Source organism: Devosia sp. ZW T5_3, from assembly GCF_044987315.1.
Classification (GTDB): domain Bacteria; phylum Pseudomonadota; class Alphaproteobacteria; order Rhizobiales; family Devosiaceae; genus Devosia.
Genome location: NZ_JBJDRE010000014.1, coordinates 73,000 through 88,504, shown reverse-complemented (window position 1 = coordinate 88,504; position 15,505 = coordinate 73,000). Strand labels below are relative to the sequence as shown.

15 protein-coding genes are annotated in these 15,505 nt (G+C 63.5%); 2 read left to right on the top strand and 13 right to left on the bottom strand.

Annotation, left to right across the window (positions count from 1 at the left end; genetic code table 11):
• Positions 1-11 precede the first annotated feature (11 nt).
• From ACI3KW_RS17310 to ACI3KW_RS17250, 13 genes are all read right to left on the bottom strand, one after another.
• On the bottom strand, positions 12-944 hold the full coding sequence (locus tag ACI3KW_RS17310) for an ABC transporter substrate-binding protein (RefSeq protein ID WP_404849131.1): 933 nt from the start codon (positions 942-944) through the stop codon (positions 12-14).
• A gap of 69 nt (positions 945-1,013) precedes the next feature.
• Positions 1,014-2,060 carry an LLM class flavin-dependent oxidoreductase gene (locus tag ACI3KW_RS17305; RefSeq protein ID WP_404849130.1) on the bottom strand — a complete coding sequence of 349 codons (1,047 nt, stop codon included), beginning with the start codon at positions 2,058-2,060 and terminating at the stop codon, positions 1,014-1,016.
• Positions 2,061-2,075: 15 nt separating this feature from the next.
• Positions 2,076-3,023 carry an ABC transporter substrate-binding protein gene (locus ACI3KW_RS17300; protein ID WP_404849129.1) on the bottom strand — a complete coding sequence of 316 codons (948 nt, stop codon included), beginning with the start codon at positions 3,021-3,023 and terminating at the stop codon, positions 2,076-2,078.
• An 80-nt stretch (positions 3,024-3,103) separates the two neighbouring features.
• On the bottom strand, positions 3,104-4,879 hold the full coding sequence (locus ACI3KW_RS17295; RefSeq protein WP_404849128.1) for an amino acid ABC transporter permease/ATP-binding protein: 1,776 nt from the start codon (positions 4,877-4,879) through the stop codon (positions 3,104-3,106).
• Positions 4,880-4,982: 103 nt separating this feature from the next.
• Complete coding sequence (locus ACI3KW_RS17290) at positions 4,983-5,516, bottom strand: GNAT family N-acetyltransferase (protein WP_404849127.1); 534 nt, start codon at positions 5,514-5,516, stop codon at positions 4,983-4,985.
• Positions 5,517-5,535: 19 nt separating this feature from the next.
• The gene (locus ACI3KW_RS17285) at positions 5,536-6,702 is read right to left on the bottom strand and encodes a M20 aminoacylase family protein (RefSeq protein ID WP_404849126.1); all 1,167 of its coding nucleotides are present in this window, start codon (positions 6,700-6,702) and stop codon (positions 5,536-5,538) included.
• Complete coding sequence (locus ACI3KW_RS17280; RefSeq protein ID WP_404849125.1) at positions 6,702-8,036, bottom strand: LLM class flavin-dependent oxidoreductase; 1,335 nt, start codon at positions 8,034-8,036, stop codon at positions 6,702-6,704. The genes ACI3KW_RS17285 and ACI3KW_RS17280 overlap by 1 nt, the downstream gene beginning before the upstream one ends.
• Before the next feature lie 17 nt (positions 8,037-8,053).
• Positions 8,054-9,061: an MsnO8 family LLM class oxidoreductase gene (locus tag ACI3KW_RS17275; protein ID WP_404849124.1), complete on the bottom strand. Its 1,008-nt coding sequence runs from the start codon at positions 9,059-9,061 to the stop codon at positions 8,054-8,056.
• Positions 9,062-9,263: 202 nt separating this feature from the next.
• Positions 9,264-10,118, bottom strand: a complete 855-nt coding sequence (locus ACI3KW_RS17270; RefSeq protein WP_404849123.1) for a bifunctional 5,10-methylenetetrahydrofolate dehydrogenase/5,10-methenyltetrahydrofolate cyclohydrolase — start codon at positions 10,116-10,118, stop codon at positions 9,264-9,266.
• The gene (locus ACI3KW_RS17265; protein ID WP_404849122.1) at positions 10,118-11,275 is read right to left on the bottom strand and encodes a hypothetical protein; all 1,158 of its coding nucleotides are present in this window, start codon (positions 11,273-11,275) and stop codon (positions 10,118-10,120) included. The genes ACI3KW_RS17270 and ACI3KW_RS17265 overlap by 1 nt, the downstream gene beginning before the upstream one ends.
• Before the next feature lie 54 nt (positions 11,276-11,329).
• Entirely contained in the window at positions 11,330-12,184 is an 855-nt protein-coding gene (locus ACI3KW_RS17260; RefSeq protein WP_404849121.1) for an ABC transporter permease, read from the bottom strand.
• 3 nt (positions 12,185-12,187) lie between these two features.
• Positions 12,188-12,985 carry an ABC transporter ATP-binding protein gene (locus ACI3KW_RS17255; protein ID WP_404849120.1) on the bottom strand — a complete coding sequence of 266 codons (798 nt, stop codon included), beginning with the start codon at positions 12,983-12,985 and terminating at the stop codon, positions 12,188-12,190.
• A 2-nt stretch (positions 12,986-12,987) separates the two neighbouring features.
• Entirely contained in the window at positions 12,988-13,569 is a 582-nt protein-coding gene (locus tag ACI3KW_RS17250; protein WP_404849119.1) for an NAD(P)H-dependent oxidoreductase, read from the bottom strand.
• A 287-nt stretch (positions 13,570-13,856) separates the two neighbouring features.
• Between ACI3KW_RS17250 and ACI3KW_RS17245 the strand changes: the two genes are divergently transcribed.
• Both ACI3KW_RS17245 and ACI3KW_RS17240 read left to right on the top strand, forming a co-directional pair.
• A complete protein-coding gene (locus ACI3KW_RS17245; RefSeq protein WP_404849117.1) occupies positions 13,857-14,627 on the top strand; it encodes an IclR family transcriptional regulator C-terminal domain-containing protein in 771 nt (256 codons plus the stop codon).
• A 9-nt stretch (positions 14,628-14,636) separates the two neighbouring features.
• Complete coding sequence (locus ACI3KW_RS17240) at positions 14,637-15,476, top strand: bifunctional 5,10-methylenetetrahydrofolate dehydrogenase/5,10-methenyltetrahydrofolate cyclohydrolase (RefSeq protein WP_404849116.1); 840 nt, start codon at positions 14,637-14,639, stop codon at positions 15,474-15,476.
• The last annotated feature ends 29 nt before the right edge of the window (positions 15,477-15,505 follow it).

Below are 15,505 nucleotides of genomic sequence, written 5' to 3'. Positions count from 1 at the left end.
AATTGCCGGCGTCAGGTCTTGGGCAGGCCGGGCGGATTGGTCTGCGACGTTTCCACGGCTTCAGCGGCGATGTTCCAGTGCTCCAGCGTCTGGCCGTAGAGCCCGCTTTCGATCAGCCCGTTGATGGCGATGGTGATGGCATCGGCGAGACCGGAGCCCTTGCGGGTGGTGGCGGCGATTTCGGCCTTGAGCGGCCAGCCGCCGCTCTGGATGCCCACCAGGCGGGTGTCGCCGGTGACCGCGGAGGAATAGGACAGGGTCGGGTTCGGGTTGAATTCGACATCGGCCCGGCCGGACTGGATGGCGAGCGTGCTGGCCGCCGAGTCGTCGTAATATTGCACCTCGACCGGGGCGAGACCGGCTTCGACATTCAGGCGATCCCATTCCAGGATGATCTTTTCCTGATTGGTGCCGGCGCCGGTAATGACCTTGAGGCCGGCAATGTCCTTGGGCTCATTGATCGCGGTGATCGGGCTGTCGGAGCGGACATAAAAGCCCAGCACGTCCTGGCGATAGCTCGAAAAGTCGAACTTTTCCTTGCGCTCCTCGGTTACGGTGACGTTGGAAATCACCGCGTCATACTTGCCCGAACTGACCCCGAGCGGCCAATCGGCCCAGGCGACGGCCACCAGGTTGAGTTCGAGCCCCAGCGAGTCGGCGATCAGCAAGGCGATATCCGGGTCGGAGCCCACCACGGTCTGGGAATCGGTGGCATAGGTGGCGATCGGCGGGTCCCATGGGGAAACCGCAACGGTGAAGGCGCCCTCTTTGGCGAACTTGAAATCGGCCGGAATGGCGGCGATGGCTTCGGCATTGGGTTCTGCCTTGAGGCGGCTTGGCTGTTCGGGGCTGAGATCGAACGCGGCCTGGGCGAAGGCGGTGCCCGTGAGGGCCGCGAGGGCAAGGCCGGCCAGCAGCAGTCTGAGGGAGTTTGGCTTGGTCATGTCATGCTTTCGTTTCGTCGTGACGCGCTGTGGTGTGCCGCGGCTTTGCGCAAGGCCGGGCATGGTGGATCAGACCAGCCGGATAGCGGGCCGGGTCCGGGATGGGGACTTGGCCGACCAGCCCAGCGCCGGGGCGATACGCGTGATGGTGTCGGTCAGGATCTGTTCGTATTCGGGGAGCGTGAACTCGTAGGGCAGTTCGAGCCGCAATTCGTCGACCAGCGGCAGCACCGGATCATCAAGCAGCCAGCCCACGATCTGCTCGGCGCTGCCGACCAGATCGCGCGGGAACAGCGTGCGGCGTTCGCCCTGCGGCTTGAGGGTGCGTTCATAGCGGCCGGCGGCGTAAGCCTCGTAGCGGGCAATGCGCGCAGGCGGTGCGCTGTCGGTCGGAACGATTACCCGCCCCACGGCGACCCGCCCCGGCCAGCCGTCCGAAGCTTGGCGATAGGCTTGGATCAGGTTGCGCTGGGCGGTGTGGAAATCGTCAGTGCCTTCCCCGGAAATCACATTGCCGGTGAGCAGGTTGAAGCCATTCTCGCCCGCCCAGCGCGCTGATTTGAGCGAACCGCCGCCATACCAGAGGCGGTTGGCCAGGCCCGCAGCATAGGGTTGCAGGCGCGGCCGCTGTGGGCCGAACGGGGTGGCGATGGTGGTGTCGTCGTCACCCAGATATGCGCCGCGCAGATTGGCGGCGAAGCGTTCGATACGGCCATGGCCCAGATCATGGCTCTGCCAATCGCCATCGTGCACCAGCGGCCCCAGGATTGCCGCATGCGGCGGCACACCGGCACTCAACCCGACATTGAGCCGCCCGCGCGACAGCACATCGACCATGGAGAGGTCTTCGGCCAACCGGAACGGGCTCTCATAGCCGATCTGGATCACCGCTGAGCCAAGCTGGATCGTGCTGGTGCGCTGGCTCGCCGCAGACAGGAACACCGCTGCCTGCCCGATGCCGGGCTCCAGATGCCGCTGGCGCACCCAGGCGCTGTCAAAGCCCAATTGCTCGCCGAAGGCGATCAGGTTCAGCGTGGCGTCAATCCCCTCGAAGGGATTGTCATTGCTGAAATTGCCCGGCGTCAGAAAGCCGATATGCCTGATATTGAGGGCCATGCTGGATCGTCCCGATCAAGAAGCCGGCGGCTTGGGCAGGCCGGGCGGGTTGGTCCGCGATTCCGGCACCGCCTCGGGCGTCACATTCCATTGCGCCAGCAGTTCGGCATAGGTGCCGGTCTCGATCAGATGGTTGATCGCGGCGGTGAACGGCTCGGCGAGCCCACTGCCCTTGCGCGTGGTAATGCCCACATCGGCGGGGTTCGGCCAACCGGAACTGATCGTGCCGACCAGCTTGGTGTCACCCGTCAGCGCCGCGTGATAGGCCTGCGGTGCATTGGGATTGAGCTGCACATCGGCCCGGCCCGAGCTGATGGCCAACGACGCCGCCGCATCGTCGTCGTAATATTGCAGCTCGATCGGCGCCAGGCCCGCTTCCCGGTTCTGGCGGTCCCATTCGAGCGCAATGCGCTCCTGGTTGGTGCCTGAACCCGTGATGACCTTGAGCCCGGCAATGTCCTTGAGTTCCTTGATCGAGGTGATCAGGCTGTCGGCCTTGACGTAGAAACCGTGGATGCCGATGCGATAGGTCGAGAAGTCGAACTTCTCCTTGCGCTCCTCGGTCACCCCGACATTGGAAATCACCGCGTCATACTTGCCCGCCGTCACCCCCAGCGGCCAGTCGGCCCAGGCGATCGGCACGATCTCGACCGGCAGCCCGAGCACCTCGCCCACCAGCCGACCGATATCCGGATCAAAGCCAACCACCGTGGCGCCATCGGTCGCATAGGTCGCGATCGGCGGCGCGCCGGCGGCAATGGCGACGCTCAATACGCCGTCCTTGGCCCATTTATAGTCGGGCGGCAGCAAGGCCGCGATGGCATCGACCTTTTCCGCATGCAGGCGATTGGCCGGATTGGGCTCGAGGCTGAAGCCGGCGGCCTGACCGAGCGCAATGCCCGATGTCGAGGCTGCCAGCAGCAGGCTCGTCGCCGCGAGAATGAAGGATTTTCTGGAGAGCAATTGGCGTTCCTTTGGCTTGATCGAGGCGTGCGCCAGCCTGCCGGACGAATGGCATGAGCAGGCGGCGCAGGCGTTGGACGTCAGAGAACCTTGGCGATGAACTCGCGGGTGCGCGGATGGGACGGCTCGTTGAACAGCCGCTCGGGCGGCCCGACTTCCAGCACCTTGCCGCCTTCCATGAACACCACGCGGTCAGCCACTTCGCGGGCAAAGCCGATTTCGTGCGTCACGATGATCAGCGTGGTGCCGGACTTGGCCAATTCCTTGATGACATCGAGCACTTCCCCGACCAGTTCGGGATCGAGCGCCGAAGTCGGCTCATCGAACAGCAGCACTTTGGGCCGAAGCGCCAGGGCCCGGGCAATGGCGACGCGCTGCTGCTGCCCACCCGACAGGTGCCGCGGATAGGCATCGGCCTTGTCGGCCAGGCCCACGCGGGCCAGCAGGTCCCGCGCGTCGGCAATGGCCTCCTCGCGCGGCACGCCGCCCACCGAGACCGGGGCTTCGATGATGTTTTCCAGCGCCGTCAGGTGCGGGAACAGGTTGAAGCTCTGGAACACCATGCCCACGGCCGAGCGGCGGCGGCGGATGGCGGGCTCCTTGAGCTCATAGAGCACATCGCCGCGGCGGTCATAGCCAATCAGTTCGCCATCGATGCTGACCACGCCGGCATCGGCGCGCTCCAGATGGTTGATGGTGCGCAGCAGGGTGGATTTGCCGGCGCCGGACGGGCCGATAATGGCGGTGACTTCGCCGGGCGCGATGGTGAGGCTGACATTGTCGAGCACGACATTGGCGCCAAAGCTCTTGTTGATGCCATGCAGGTCCACCCGGCCTTCGCCGGTATTGCCAAAGGCAGTGCTGAGCGGCTTGCGGGCAACGTTCGTGGCCGAGGTGCCGGCCGTGTCAGTGGGCCGGCGGGCCAGTAAGCGCAGCGCCTTGTCGATGGCAGTCGGGCCGGCATCGCGGCGCGCGCCCTTGGCGAAATGCTGCTCGACGAAATATTGCACGCTGGACAGCACGATCATGATGATCAGGTACCAGACGGTCGCCACCATCAGCAGCGGAATGACTTCCAGGTTTCGGCGGTAAATCACCTGCACGGTGTAGAACAGCTCGGGCAGCGCCAACACGTAGACAATGGACGTCGCCTTGGCGAGGCCGATGATCTCGTTGAAACCGGATGGCAGAATGGCGCGCATGGCCTGGGGCAGCACGATATGAATGCCCTGGCGCCAGCGGGTCAGGCCGAGCGCCGCCGCCGCTTCATGCTGGCCCTGATCCACCGACAGGATGCCGCCGCGGATGATCTCGGATGAGAAGGCCGCCTGATTGAGGCTGAGCCCGATCAGCGCCACGGAAAACGGGCTGAGCGTCTGCACCGTATCGAATTGGGCGAACAGGATATTGGTGAAGGGCACGCCGATATTGATGGTGGCGTAGAGATAGCCCAGATTGTTGAGCACCAGCAGCAGCACGATCAGCGGGATCGAGCGCAGCAGCCAGATATAGCCCCAGGACAATCCTGACAGCAGCGGCGATTTGGAGACCCGCGCGAAGGCCAGTACGCCGCCGAGCAGGAAGCCGATGACCGAAGCCAGCGCCGTCAACAGCAGCGTGCGGCCCAGCCCCACCAGGACGGGTTCGGAAAAGAAGAACTGCGCGAAGACCGCCCAGCCCCAGCGCTCATTGGTGAACACGGAGTGCAGCGACACCGCGATGATAAAGGCCGCAACCAGGCTCCCCACGATGCGCCAGGGATGGCGCGCCGGCACCACCCGGTAGCGGGCATAGTCCCGCGCCGAGCCCCTGCCCGCCGAACTGGTTTCCGTGCCGACTTCCGTTGCCGATGCCATGTCACCCTCTTATTCTATAAATCTGATAGACATTAGGTTCGAACGAGGCGTCGCAGCAATGTGCTCCCGTTCTGTGTTTGCGATGTCTCAGGACATTTTTGCCCTAGGCGGCGGGCGCGCTCAGATGATCGTTGCGCGACCCCGGATGAACGCCAGCCGGCGCCAACACTTTCTCGAACGGCAGGATCTGGATGGTCTCGGGGTCGGCGGCGACGTCGAACAGCGCGGTATAGCCGCTCTTGAGATAGAGCTTGGCCGCCTCGGGCTGGCGGAAGCCGGTGGTGAGATAGACGCGGCTATAACCCTTGGCGGCGGCCCGGCTTTCCAGCTCCGCCAGCACGCGCTGCGCCAGGCCCTGGCGGCGGTGGTCGATGTCGGTCCACATCCGCTTGAATTCAGCGGTGGTGTCGTCGTAGCGCATGAAGGCCCCACCCGCGATCGGCTTGCCGTCGCGCAACAACAGGACGAAGGCGCCATCAGGGTCGGCAAAGCGTTCAGGCGGATAGCGGTTCATTTCGGCCGAGGAATCCTCGCCGAAATAATTGCCATAGCGATTGCGGTATTCCACCGTGAGTTGCTCGATCAGCGGCCGGGAAATCTCGGCAGTTGACGTCGTGTAAAGAAAGCTGTCGGTCATTTTGGAGCTCCGGAAGCAATCACGCCGCGACCGCATTGGTCGCCAGGTAATCCTGCGCCAGCTGCACCCAATAGCGGGCGGCATCGGGCAGGATGGCGTCGTTGAAATCATAATGCGGGCTATGCAGGTCGGCGCTGTCGCCATTGCCCAGGAACAGATAGCTACCAGGCCGCTGCTCCAGCATGAAGGCAAAGTCCTCGCTGGCGGTGATCGGCCGCAGGCTGGTGTCGATCCGCTCCTCGCCGAAATGCCGGCGGGCGACCTGGCGGGCGAACTCGGTTTCGGCCGCATGATTGACCAGCACCGGATAGCCGCGCGGATAGAATACCTCGGCGCTGGCGCCGAAACTGGCCGCTTGGCTTTCCACCAGCGCGGTCAGCCGCTGCCGGATCTGCTCGCGGATGGCGGCGTTGAAGGTGCGCACCGTCAATTGCAGCTCGACGCTATCGGGAATGACATTGGGCGCCACCCCGCCATGGATGGAGCCCACTGTCACCACCGCCATTTCGAGCGGATCGACATTGCGCGACACCAGGGTCTGCAGGGCCATGACCAGGCTGGCGCTGACCACGACCGGATCGACCGTCTGGTGCGGCTTGGCTCCATGCCCGCCGCGCCCGTGAATCTTGATGATCACCAGATCGACCGAGGCCATGGCCGGACCATCGAGAAACGCGAATTGCCCGGCGGGAATGCCGGGCCAGTTGTGCAGGCCGAAAACCGCATCGGCCGGAAAGCGCTCGAACAGGCCATCCTCGATCATAGTGCGGGCGCCGCTATTGTTTTCCTCGGCCGGCTGGAAAATCACCCGCAACGTGCCGGAAAACTGCCGGCTGGCCGCCAGCTGACGCGCTGCGGACAATAGGATCGTGGTATGCCCATCATGCCCGCAGGCATGCATCTTGCCCGGGTTGCGGCTGGCATAGGCAAGGCCGGTGGCCTCTTCGATCGGCAGCGCATCCATATCGGCGCGCAAGGCCAGCGAGCGTTCGCCATGGCCCTGCCGCAGCGTTCCCACCACGCCCGTGCGGCCGACGCCGGTTACGACATCATAGCCCCATTCGCTGAGGTACGACGCCACCAGCGCGCTGGTTTCGTGCTCCTCATAGGCCAGTTCGGGCGCCGCATGCAGCCGGTGGCGCAGCGCCACGAAATCCTCATCTGTCACCGGCGCCCTCTCGCTCATCAGCCGGCCGCCTTGGTGTCGGCCAGCGCATAGCGGCTTTCGCGGAATGGCAGGCCCAGATGGTCGCGCAGCGTATCGCCAATCTGCTCGCGCGAATGGCGGCCGCGCTGTTCGAGGATCGGCAGCACCTGGGTATCGAAATCCTCGAGCCCGATGCCCTGGACCGGGAAGCCCAGCACAAAGCCGTCGGATGCGCCGGTATCGACCCATTCCTCGATCTTGTTAGCAATCTGTTCGGGCGTGCCGACGAATTCGCTGCGCGGGGTCGCCGATTCCAGCGCCACTTCGCGCAGGGTCTGGCCCTTTTCCCGGGCGATGCGCTTGATGCGATCGGTGCCGGATTTGAAGTTGTTGGAACCCAGATCGCCCAGTTCGGGGAATGGCGCATCCACGTCATATTGGCTGAAATCGTGGTGATCGAAGAAGCGGCCGAGATAGGCCAGCGCCTCGCCGATATTCACCAGGTCGCGGATTTCCTGATATTTGCGCTGCGCCTCTGCCTCGGTCGAACCCACGACCGGGCCGATTCCCGGCAGGACCTTGATGGCATCGGCACCCCGGCCATGCGCCACTGCGCTTTGCTTGAGCTTGCTGGTCAGAACCCGGTTTTCCTCGATCGAGGCCGAATTGGCAAAGACCGCGTCGGCATGCAGACCGGCCAGATCGATCCCCGCATCGGAGCCGCCGGCCTGGAACAGCACCGTCTGCCCCTGTGGGGAGCGCTGGATATTGAGCGGGCCTTCGGCCGAATGGAAGCGGCCCTTGAAATTGAGCCGGTGCAGCTTGGTGAAATCGGCGAACTGGCCCTTGGCCCGGTCGCGCACGAACGCGTCGTCGTCCCAGCTGTCCCACAGGCCCTTGACGATCTCGATGTGCTCGGCCGCGATTTCGTAGCGCAATGCATGGTCGGGATGGCTGGCGCGGCCATAATTCCTCGCCGATCCCTCGAGCGGCGAGGTCACCGCATTCCAGCCCGCCCGGCCCTTGCTGAGCAGATCGATGGAGGCGAACTGCCGGGCGACGGTGAACGGATCGCTGTAGGAGGTGGACAGCGTGCCCACCAGCCCGATCTTGCTGGTCACCGCCGCCAGCGCCGAGAGCAGCGCAATCGGCTCGAAGCGGTTGAGGAAATGGGGGATCGACTGCTCATTGATATAGAGCCCGTCCGCGACGAAGGCGAAGGCGATGCCTGCCGCTTCGGCCCGCTTGGCCGTATTGAGGATGAAGTCGAAATTGACGCTGGCATCGGCCGGCACGCTTGGGTGTTTCCAGGCGTTCATATGGCCGCCGGGGCCGTGCAGCATGATGCCGAAGGGAATGCGTTTCTGGCTCATTTTGAAGGCCCCATGATTTAAGCGGAAAGTGCTGTTGGCAGCGGGTGCAGCCGGGCGGCGGCGACCAGTTCGACCGCCTCGATGCGGCTATCGCCGGCATTGGCGAAATCGATGATGAATTCGGCAATGCCATGCTGGCGCGCGAGCTGGTCGAGCGCTGCAATGATGTCCGTGCCATCGCCGGCCAGCGCCGTGGATTGGCGGCGTTCGACCGTGTAGTCGGTGACGCCGGCCTGCCGCGCATATTCAGCCGCCTGCGCCTCGCTGCCCACGGTGACGCTTTGCGCGCCCGGAATATGCACCCGATAGGGCGTGAACAATTCGGCCTGCGCCCGGGCCTCTGCCGCCGAGCGGGCCACGACGGCCGCCAGCGCAACGACAGGCGTGCGGCCACTGGCATCGCGATAGGTCGAGATTGCTGCCGACAGCGTCGCGTCGTCGCCATTCAGATGACGGGCAAAAACGAAGTTCCAGCCCAGTTCTGCTGCCAATGCCGCGCTTTCGACACTGGCCCCGAGCAGGTGCCTTTCCCCCGCATTGCGCGGCCGCGGCGTCGCTTCCAGCCCCTCGGGTCGACGTGCGGCATCGTCCGCCAGGAAGCGGTCGAGCTCTTCCAGCTGGCTGCGGAAATCGGGCTTTTGGGCCAGGTCGCGACCGAATTGCAGCGCCTTGGTCGAGAGCGGCAGCCCGCCCGGCGCCTTGCCGATACCGATATCGATCCGCCCCGGCGCCAGCGCCGCCAGCAAGTTGAAATTCTCGGCCACCTTATAGGGGCTATAATGCTGCAGCATCACGCCGCCCGAACCGATGCGGATGCTTCTTGTATGGGCGGCAAGATGGGCCAGCAGCACTTCGGGCGATGAGCTGGCGAGGTCAGGCGTATTGTGGTGTTCGGCAACCCAAAAGCGCCGATAGCCCAGGGCCTCGGCCCGCTGCGCCAGCGCCACGGTGCGCCGCAGGGCCAGCGCCGGGTCCTCGCCACGGACGATCGGACTCTTGTCCAGCACGCTCAATGCGTAGCTCATTGTTTCCCCTGCCGAATAGCAAATCACGTGGCGGGATTATAAGTCTACTAATTTGATAGATAAACGTTGCGAGGCCCGCAAGAGACCATATTCAGAAGGCTTTTTCCCTTCCGATGATTTGCCAGCAAGGCCACGCTAGCGCCGGGGGTTACGGCAACTGATTTTGTTCGGCGCAGGACGCGGGGGAGGAATGAGCCGGATGTTATCGCTCAGCCGCTGCCCGCAGCAAGTTTTTGAGCAGCATGGCGCGGGTCAGCGGGCCGACGGAGCCATGGGCCGGGGTGATCCAGGCAGCCACATCCGCAACGCCCGCAGCGATATCCGAAATCATCGTGCCATCGACATAGCTGATGCCAACGCCGATCACAGCAGCGCCGGGTTTGACCATGTCGGTTGAGATCTGGTCGGGGACGCCTGCCGCCGAAATGACGATGTCAGCGCGGCGCGTGGCAGCGGTCAGATCGTGCGATTGGCTATGCAGCAGGGTGACGGTGGCGTCGATGCCGCGTTGCGAGAGCAGCATAGCCAGGGGCCGACCCACCAGATTTCCGCGACCGATGATGGCCACTTCGGCTCCGGCCAAAGGAATGTCGTAGGCATGCAGCAAAGTGAGGATAGCAGCCGGCGTACAGGGCAGGATGCCCGGCTGGCCGGCCAGCAGGCGCCCCAGATTGATGGGGTGCAGGCCATCGATGTCCTTATCGGGCCGCACGGCTCCGAGCATGGCGGCTTCGTCGAGCCCGGCCGGTAGCGGCAATTGCACCATGAAGCCATGCACGGACGGATCGGCGTTCAGCGCCACGATGGTCGCCAGCAGTTCATCCGAGGTGATCGTGGCAGGCAGCCGCCTATCCTCGACGGCGATACCGATTTCGGCGCAATCGGCATGTTTGCGCGCCACATAGCTGGCACTGGCAGGGTCATCCCCCACCAGCACCGTTGCCATTCTCGGCTGGATGCCGCGCGCCATCAGCAGCGCCGCATCGGCTTTCATCTCGCCCCGCAGGCGCCCGGCGAGCTGGTCGCCGTCGAGCAGAATGGCCTGCGGATGCGGCATTATTTGAGCCCGATGGAGGGATCGATGAAGCGGTTGGTGACGACGCTTTCCGGCGTGACGGCCGGGTCGGCGCGTTCATCGAGCCCGCCCTTGACCAGATCGAACAGCGCTGAAACCCGCGCCATATCGAAATCGCCCAAAGTGGCATTGCTGCCATTGGAGACGACGCCGGAATCGACCAGCGCCTTGGCGGCATAGGTCATCAGGTCGGCATCGGTCTTCCAGTAACCAGCGCCAAAGCCGCCCTCATTGAAGGCCACGATGGTCCCATTGGCCTCGACCGGGTCGGTGACATAATCCACCTCGGCCTGCTGGATGATCGGCACCAGCATTTCGAGGCATGGCGCGAGTTCTTCAAGCCGGTTGCTGGCGACCGAGAGCATGCCGGTATAGATCGAATAACCGAGATCGGAGATCAGCAGATAGTCGATCGGCTTGGCCCAGTTGTTGCCGTGAGCGAATTTGTAGACTTCGCTGGTGACGAAGCCCTGATTGAGCCAGGTGCCATTATTGGCGACGAAATTCTCGCCGTCGCCGCGATAGCCTTCGATGAAGACATCGGCCGGCACGCCTTGGTCCACCAGATATTTGCCGAAGGTGCGCTTGATGGTGGAAACATAAATCTTCCCCTTGCCCGAAGCGGCGAAGGCCTTGAGATCGTCAATGGTCTCGAAGCCCTCGGGATAGGTCGCCTGGTCCCAAAACAGGGATGTGGGCGATTTATCCAGCGGGCTGACCACGCCAACGACCGGGAATTGCTTGGAGAAGATGAAGGCGTTGTCCAGCTCCTGGAAGCCAAGATGGGGCGTCACGCCGGCTTTGGAATTGCCCATATAGAGCGCCGAATAGGCGGTCTCGCCATCGCCCAGGCCAACCCCGCCGCCGCCTTCGAGCAGCACCAGATCAATGCCGGTCGAGCCGAGTGGGCCCTGATATTTGCCGGAGGACATTTCGCCCCCTGCCCCGATCATCTGATAGAGCCCGCCATGCTCGGCCTGGGCCAGCCAATCCTTCTGGATGATGAAGGGATTGGGGCACACATCGGCCAATGGGGTGGTGTAATGCGCCTTGGCGAAGGCGCCGGGCTCGGCGGCCTGGGCGGCTTGCCCTATGCCGGTAAGCGCGGTGACGGCGAGCAGTAAGGTCCTGAAGTTCATCATTGTTGTCCCATGTGAAGCATTTCGGTGCGCGGGTCTGGCTTGTACCTCGCGCTACCTCCCCCCCGACTCGTGCCATTCTGAAAACAGCCGGTTTCCAAGCCAGCTGAACAGCAGATAAACCGAGATCGACAGCACGGACGACACCAGCAATGCGGCATACATCTGTTCGTATTTGAAATCGATCTTGGCGTTGATCAGCATCTGCCCGAGCCCGCCGGGGCCGGACAGGAAAAACAGTTCCGAAACGATGGCGCCGATCACCGCGAGCCCCGCCGAAATGCGCAGCCCGGCAAACAGCGTCGGTGCCGCCGAGGGGAAGCCGGCCTTGATCAGCATGGTAGGCCAGCCGGCTTTTTGCAGGCGGAACAGGTCGATAATACTGCGGTCAACACTCTTGAGGCCGAGCAGGAGCGTGGTGGGAATGGAAAAAAAGGTAAAGAGCGCCACGATCAGCACTTTGGGCAGGAAGCCAAAGCCCAGCGCCGATTGCAGCAGCGGGATGATCGCCAGGATCGGGATGGATTGCAGCGCGACGAGGTAGGGAAAGATGGCCTTTTCCATGACCTGGAAGCGGAACATAACCACGCCCAGCAACATGCCGATGGGAATGGAAATGGCCAGCCCCGCCAGCGCTATCGACAGCGTGGTGACGGCGGCGTTGAACAATTGGCCGAGCACTGCGGGCTGGCTGAATGCCTGGCTCCACAGACCCTCAAGCGTCGGCATCAGGAATTGCCGATGGGCTTCCAGCCCCGAGCGCGTCCAGATATAGGCGATGACCACCAGCACGCCCATCAGTAGCGGCGGCAGCAGCGCGGCGGCGAAGCGTTGGGAGACGCCGGGCCGCGCGGCCAGCGGCTTGGCGAGATAGCGTTCGACGGCGAGCTTGCGTTGGGATTTTGCCATGGTCTAGCCCTCCATCGCATTGCGCAGGGCCAGCGAGATTTCCCCGCAGACTTCGGCAAAGCCGCTGCTATAGCGCAGCTCGGGCGTGCGCGGCTCGGGGAAGGCAATGTCGAAGCTGGCGACGATGCGGCCCGGACGCTTGGACATGACCACGACCTTGGTGGACAGATACACCGCCTCGGGGATCGAATGGGTGATGAAGAGGCCGGTGAATTTCTGCCTGGTATAGAGCGCGATCAGCTCATCATTGAGCCGCTCGCGGGTGATTTCATCGAGTGCCCCGAAGGGCTCATCAAACAGGAACACCGCCGGATTGAGCGCCAGCGAGCGCGCCAGCGAAGCCCGCATTTTCATGCCGCCGGACAGCCGCCGGGGATAGTGGTTTTCAAACCCCGACAGGCCCACCAGTTCGATCTGCTCCAAAGCGATGCGACGGCGCTCGGCGGGATCGAAGCCGCGCAATTCCATCAGCAGCTCGACATTGGCGAGCACCTTGCGCCACGGCAGCAGCGTTGCGTCCTGAAAAGTATAACCAAGGCTGTCGCGGTCCACCCAGATATCGCCCGACGTATGGCTCTCCAGCCCTGAGGCGAGCTTGAGCAGGGTGGATTTTCCGCAGCCAGAGGGGCCGACAATGGAGACGAACTCGCCCGGCTGAATGGCCAGCGTCACCGTGTCGAGCGCCTGAGTGCCATCGGGAAAGGTCATCGAGACGGCGTCGAACATCAGGGCAGCATTGCCCGGCAGCCGGTCATTGGCCGGCGCAATATCGGTTTTTGTCTGGGCCAAGGAAGTGGTCATGGCTAGAACTTCAGCATTTCGGCGCGGATCTTGGCGATGTAGGCATCGGTGCGTTCCGGCGTTGCATTGTTGATGTCGTATAATGCGTGATAGCGCACTTTGACCCTTGGGTGGCAGACGACGCGCAAAAAGCGCGTGCCATTCTTGCGCGGCGCATCGCCCAGCACAGCCGCGCGCCAGCGCTTTGAGCCATAGGTGGTAACGGTTGCCAGCTTCCGAATATTCTTGAGGCCGGGCGAAACCTGCCCATCTACCAGCTTGAACGATACATCGGGCAGGAACACGCGGTCGAAATAACCCTTGAGAATTGCCGGCCAGCCGAAATTCCACACCGGATGGCACAGCACCAGCCCCTCGCAGCTTTGCAGCCGCTCGACATAGCCGGCGACCTTGCGCTGATTGATGGCCGTATCGTGATAGTCGCGCCGGTCCTCTGGCGACAGGACGGGGTCAAAATTGTCGGCATAGAGATCGAGATCGTCCACCTCATGCCCCGCCTGAACGAGGCTATCGACCGTCACCCGATGCAAATGCGCAGCCAGGCTATCGGTCAGCGGGTGGGCATAGATGACGTGGACTTTCATTCCGATCCTTAGGGCAGTCGCGACATCGAGGGTGCGGACGAGTTCTGGTGCCGCCAATCAGCAGCTCCAGCCCCTCGCTCCCGACGCGTTCGATTATCGAATTAATGTTCGTTATGTAGAGCCTAAGGCCAGTTTGACGGCACGGTCAAGCCGATTGATTATCTTGAAGGCCGAATTTCGTAATGCACAATATATAGGCACACCCACAAAACGCCGCTCGCTAACCGAACGATTGATCTATTATCGAACATCACTAAGATGATTTTGATTTTGGGGGATGCATGGGCATGCGCAGGCTGGACGCAGACGACAAGGAAGTTTCGTTGACCTTTGCCAAGGGTTTAGAGGTCATCTGCGCGTTTGACGGCAAGAACCGCATGCTGACCATGGCCGAAGTCGCGCAGAAAACCAATCTCAGCCGGGCCGTGGCCCGGCGGCTGGTGCGTACGCTCGAACAGCTCGGCTATCTCGCCAGCGACCGGGGCCGCTACGAGCTCACACCCCATGTGCTGCGCCTGACCCAGGGGTTTGTCGAAGGCCGCGGCATTTCACAGATCATCCAGCCCATCCTGCGCCTCACCTCCGACGAGGTCGGCGAGGCCGTGTCCTTCAGCATGCTGGACGATACCGAGGCGGTCTATGTCGCCCATTCCTATGGCCCGGCGCGTTTCACGCTCAACATGGTCACCACCGGCAGCCGTATTCCGCTGCTGCCCACCGCCGCCGGCCGCGCCATGCTGGCGTTCCTCGATGCGGGAACCCGCGACGCGATCATTGCCGATGCGCCGCTCACCGCCCATACCCAGCACACCGAAACCAGCAAGGACAAGCTCATCGCCCAGCTCGGCGCGATCCGCGCCAAGGGCTATTGCTTTGCCGACGCCGAATATGTCGAGGGCGTGGATTCCCTCGCCGTGCCGGTGTTGGGCGTGGGCGGCAAGGTCATCGGCGCCATCTCGATCATCTTCCCGCAGAGCCGCTACCAGCCCGAGCATATCGAGCAGGTCATGTTCCCCAAACTGCGCCAATGCGCGGCCGATGTCGGCCTGACCTTCTAGGGGCGCCCGGTGCAGACACGCATATTCTCCGGCCTCGATATCGCCCGCGACATGCATGCCCAAACCCTGCGCCGCGCGCAGGACGCCGGAATTCGCCCCACCTGCTGCGTGCTGCTCGATGCCAACAATCCCGGCGCCCGCGCCTATGCGACCCGCCAACAAGAGATGGCGGAACAGGCCGGCATCGCGCTGACCTTACTGGCCTATGAGAGCAATCCGCCCGCGATCTACCGGCAATTGGCCGCGCTGCGCGACGACCGAACCGTCGATGCGGTGATGACACTCTACCCCCTGCCCCAAGGCGTCGACGCTATTACAGCCGCGCTGGCGATTGGCGCGGAAAAAGACGTCGATGGCCTACACCCGATGAACGCCGGCAACCTGCTGCTGGGCGCACCCGGCCGAGGCGCCGCGACGGCCCAGGCCAGCGTGATCTGTGCCGAAGCATTGTTCGGCGATCTGGCCGGGGCGACGATTGCCATTGTCGGCGCCTCCCCCGTCGTCGGCCGGCCACTGACCATGATGCTGCTCGACCGCAACGCCACCGTGTCCGTGGGGCACGCCGCAACACGCGATCTGGCCGCATTAACGCGGCAAGCCGACATCGTCGTGAGCGCAACCGGCGTGGCCGGATTGATCACCGCCGATCACATCGCTCAAGGGGCCATCCTAATCGATGTCGGCATCAGCCGCCGCAACGGGCAGATATTGGGCGATGTCGATCTCGCTGGTGTCGAGGGCAAAGCCGCCGCGGTCACCCATGCGCCCGATGGCGTCGGCCCCATCACCGCCGCCTGCCTGTTTCGCAACATCCTTGACGCAGCGCTCATTAGGCGCAGCGCGCATTAGCCGCTGTCACAGTTATGTCATCCACGCAT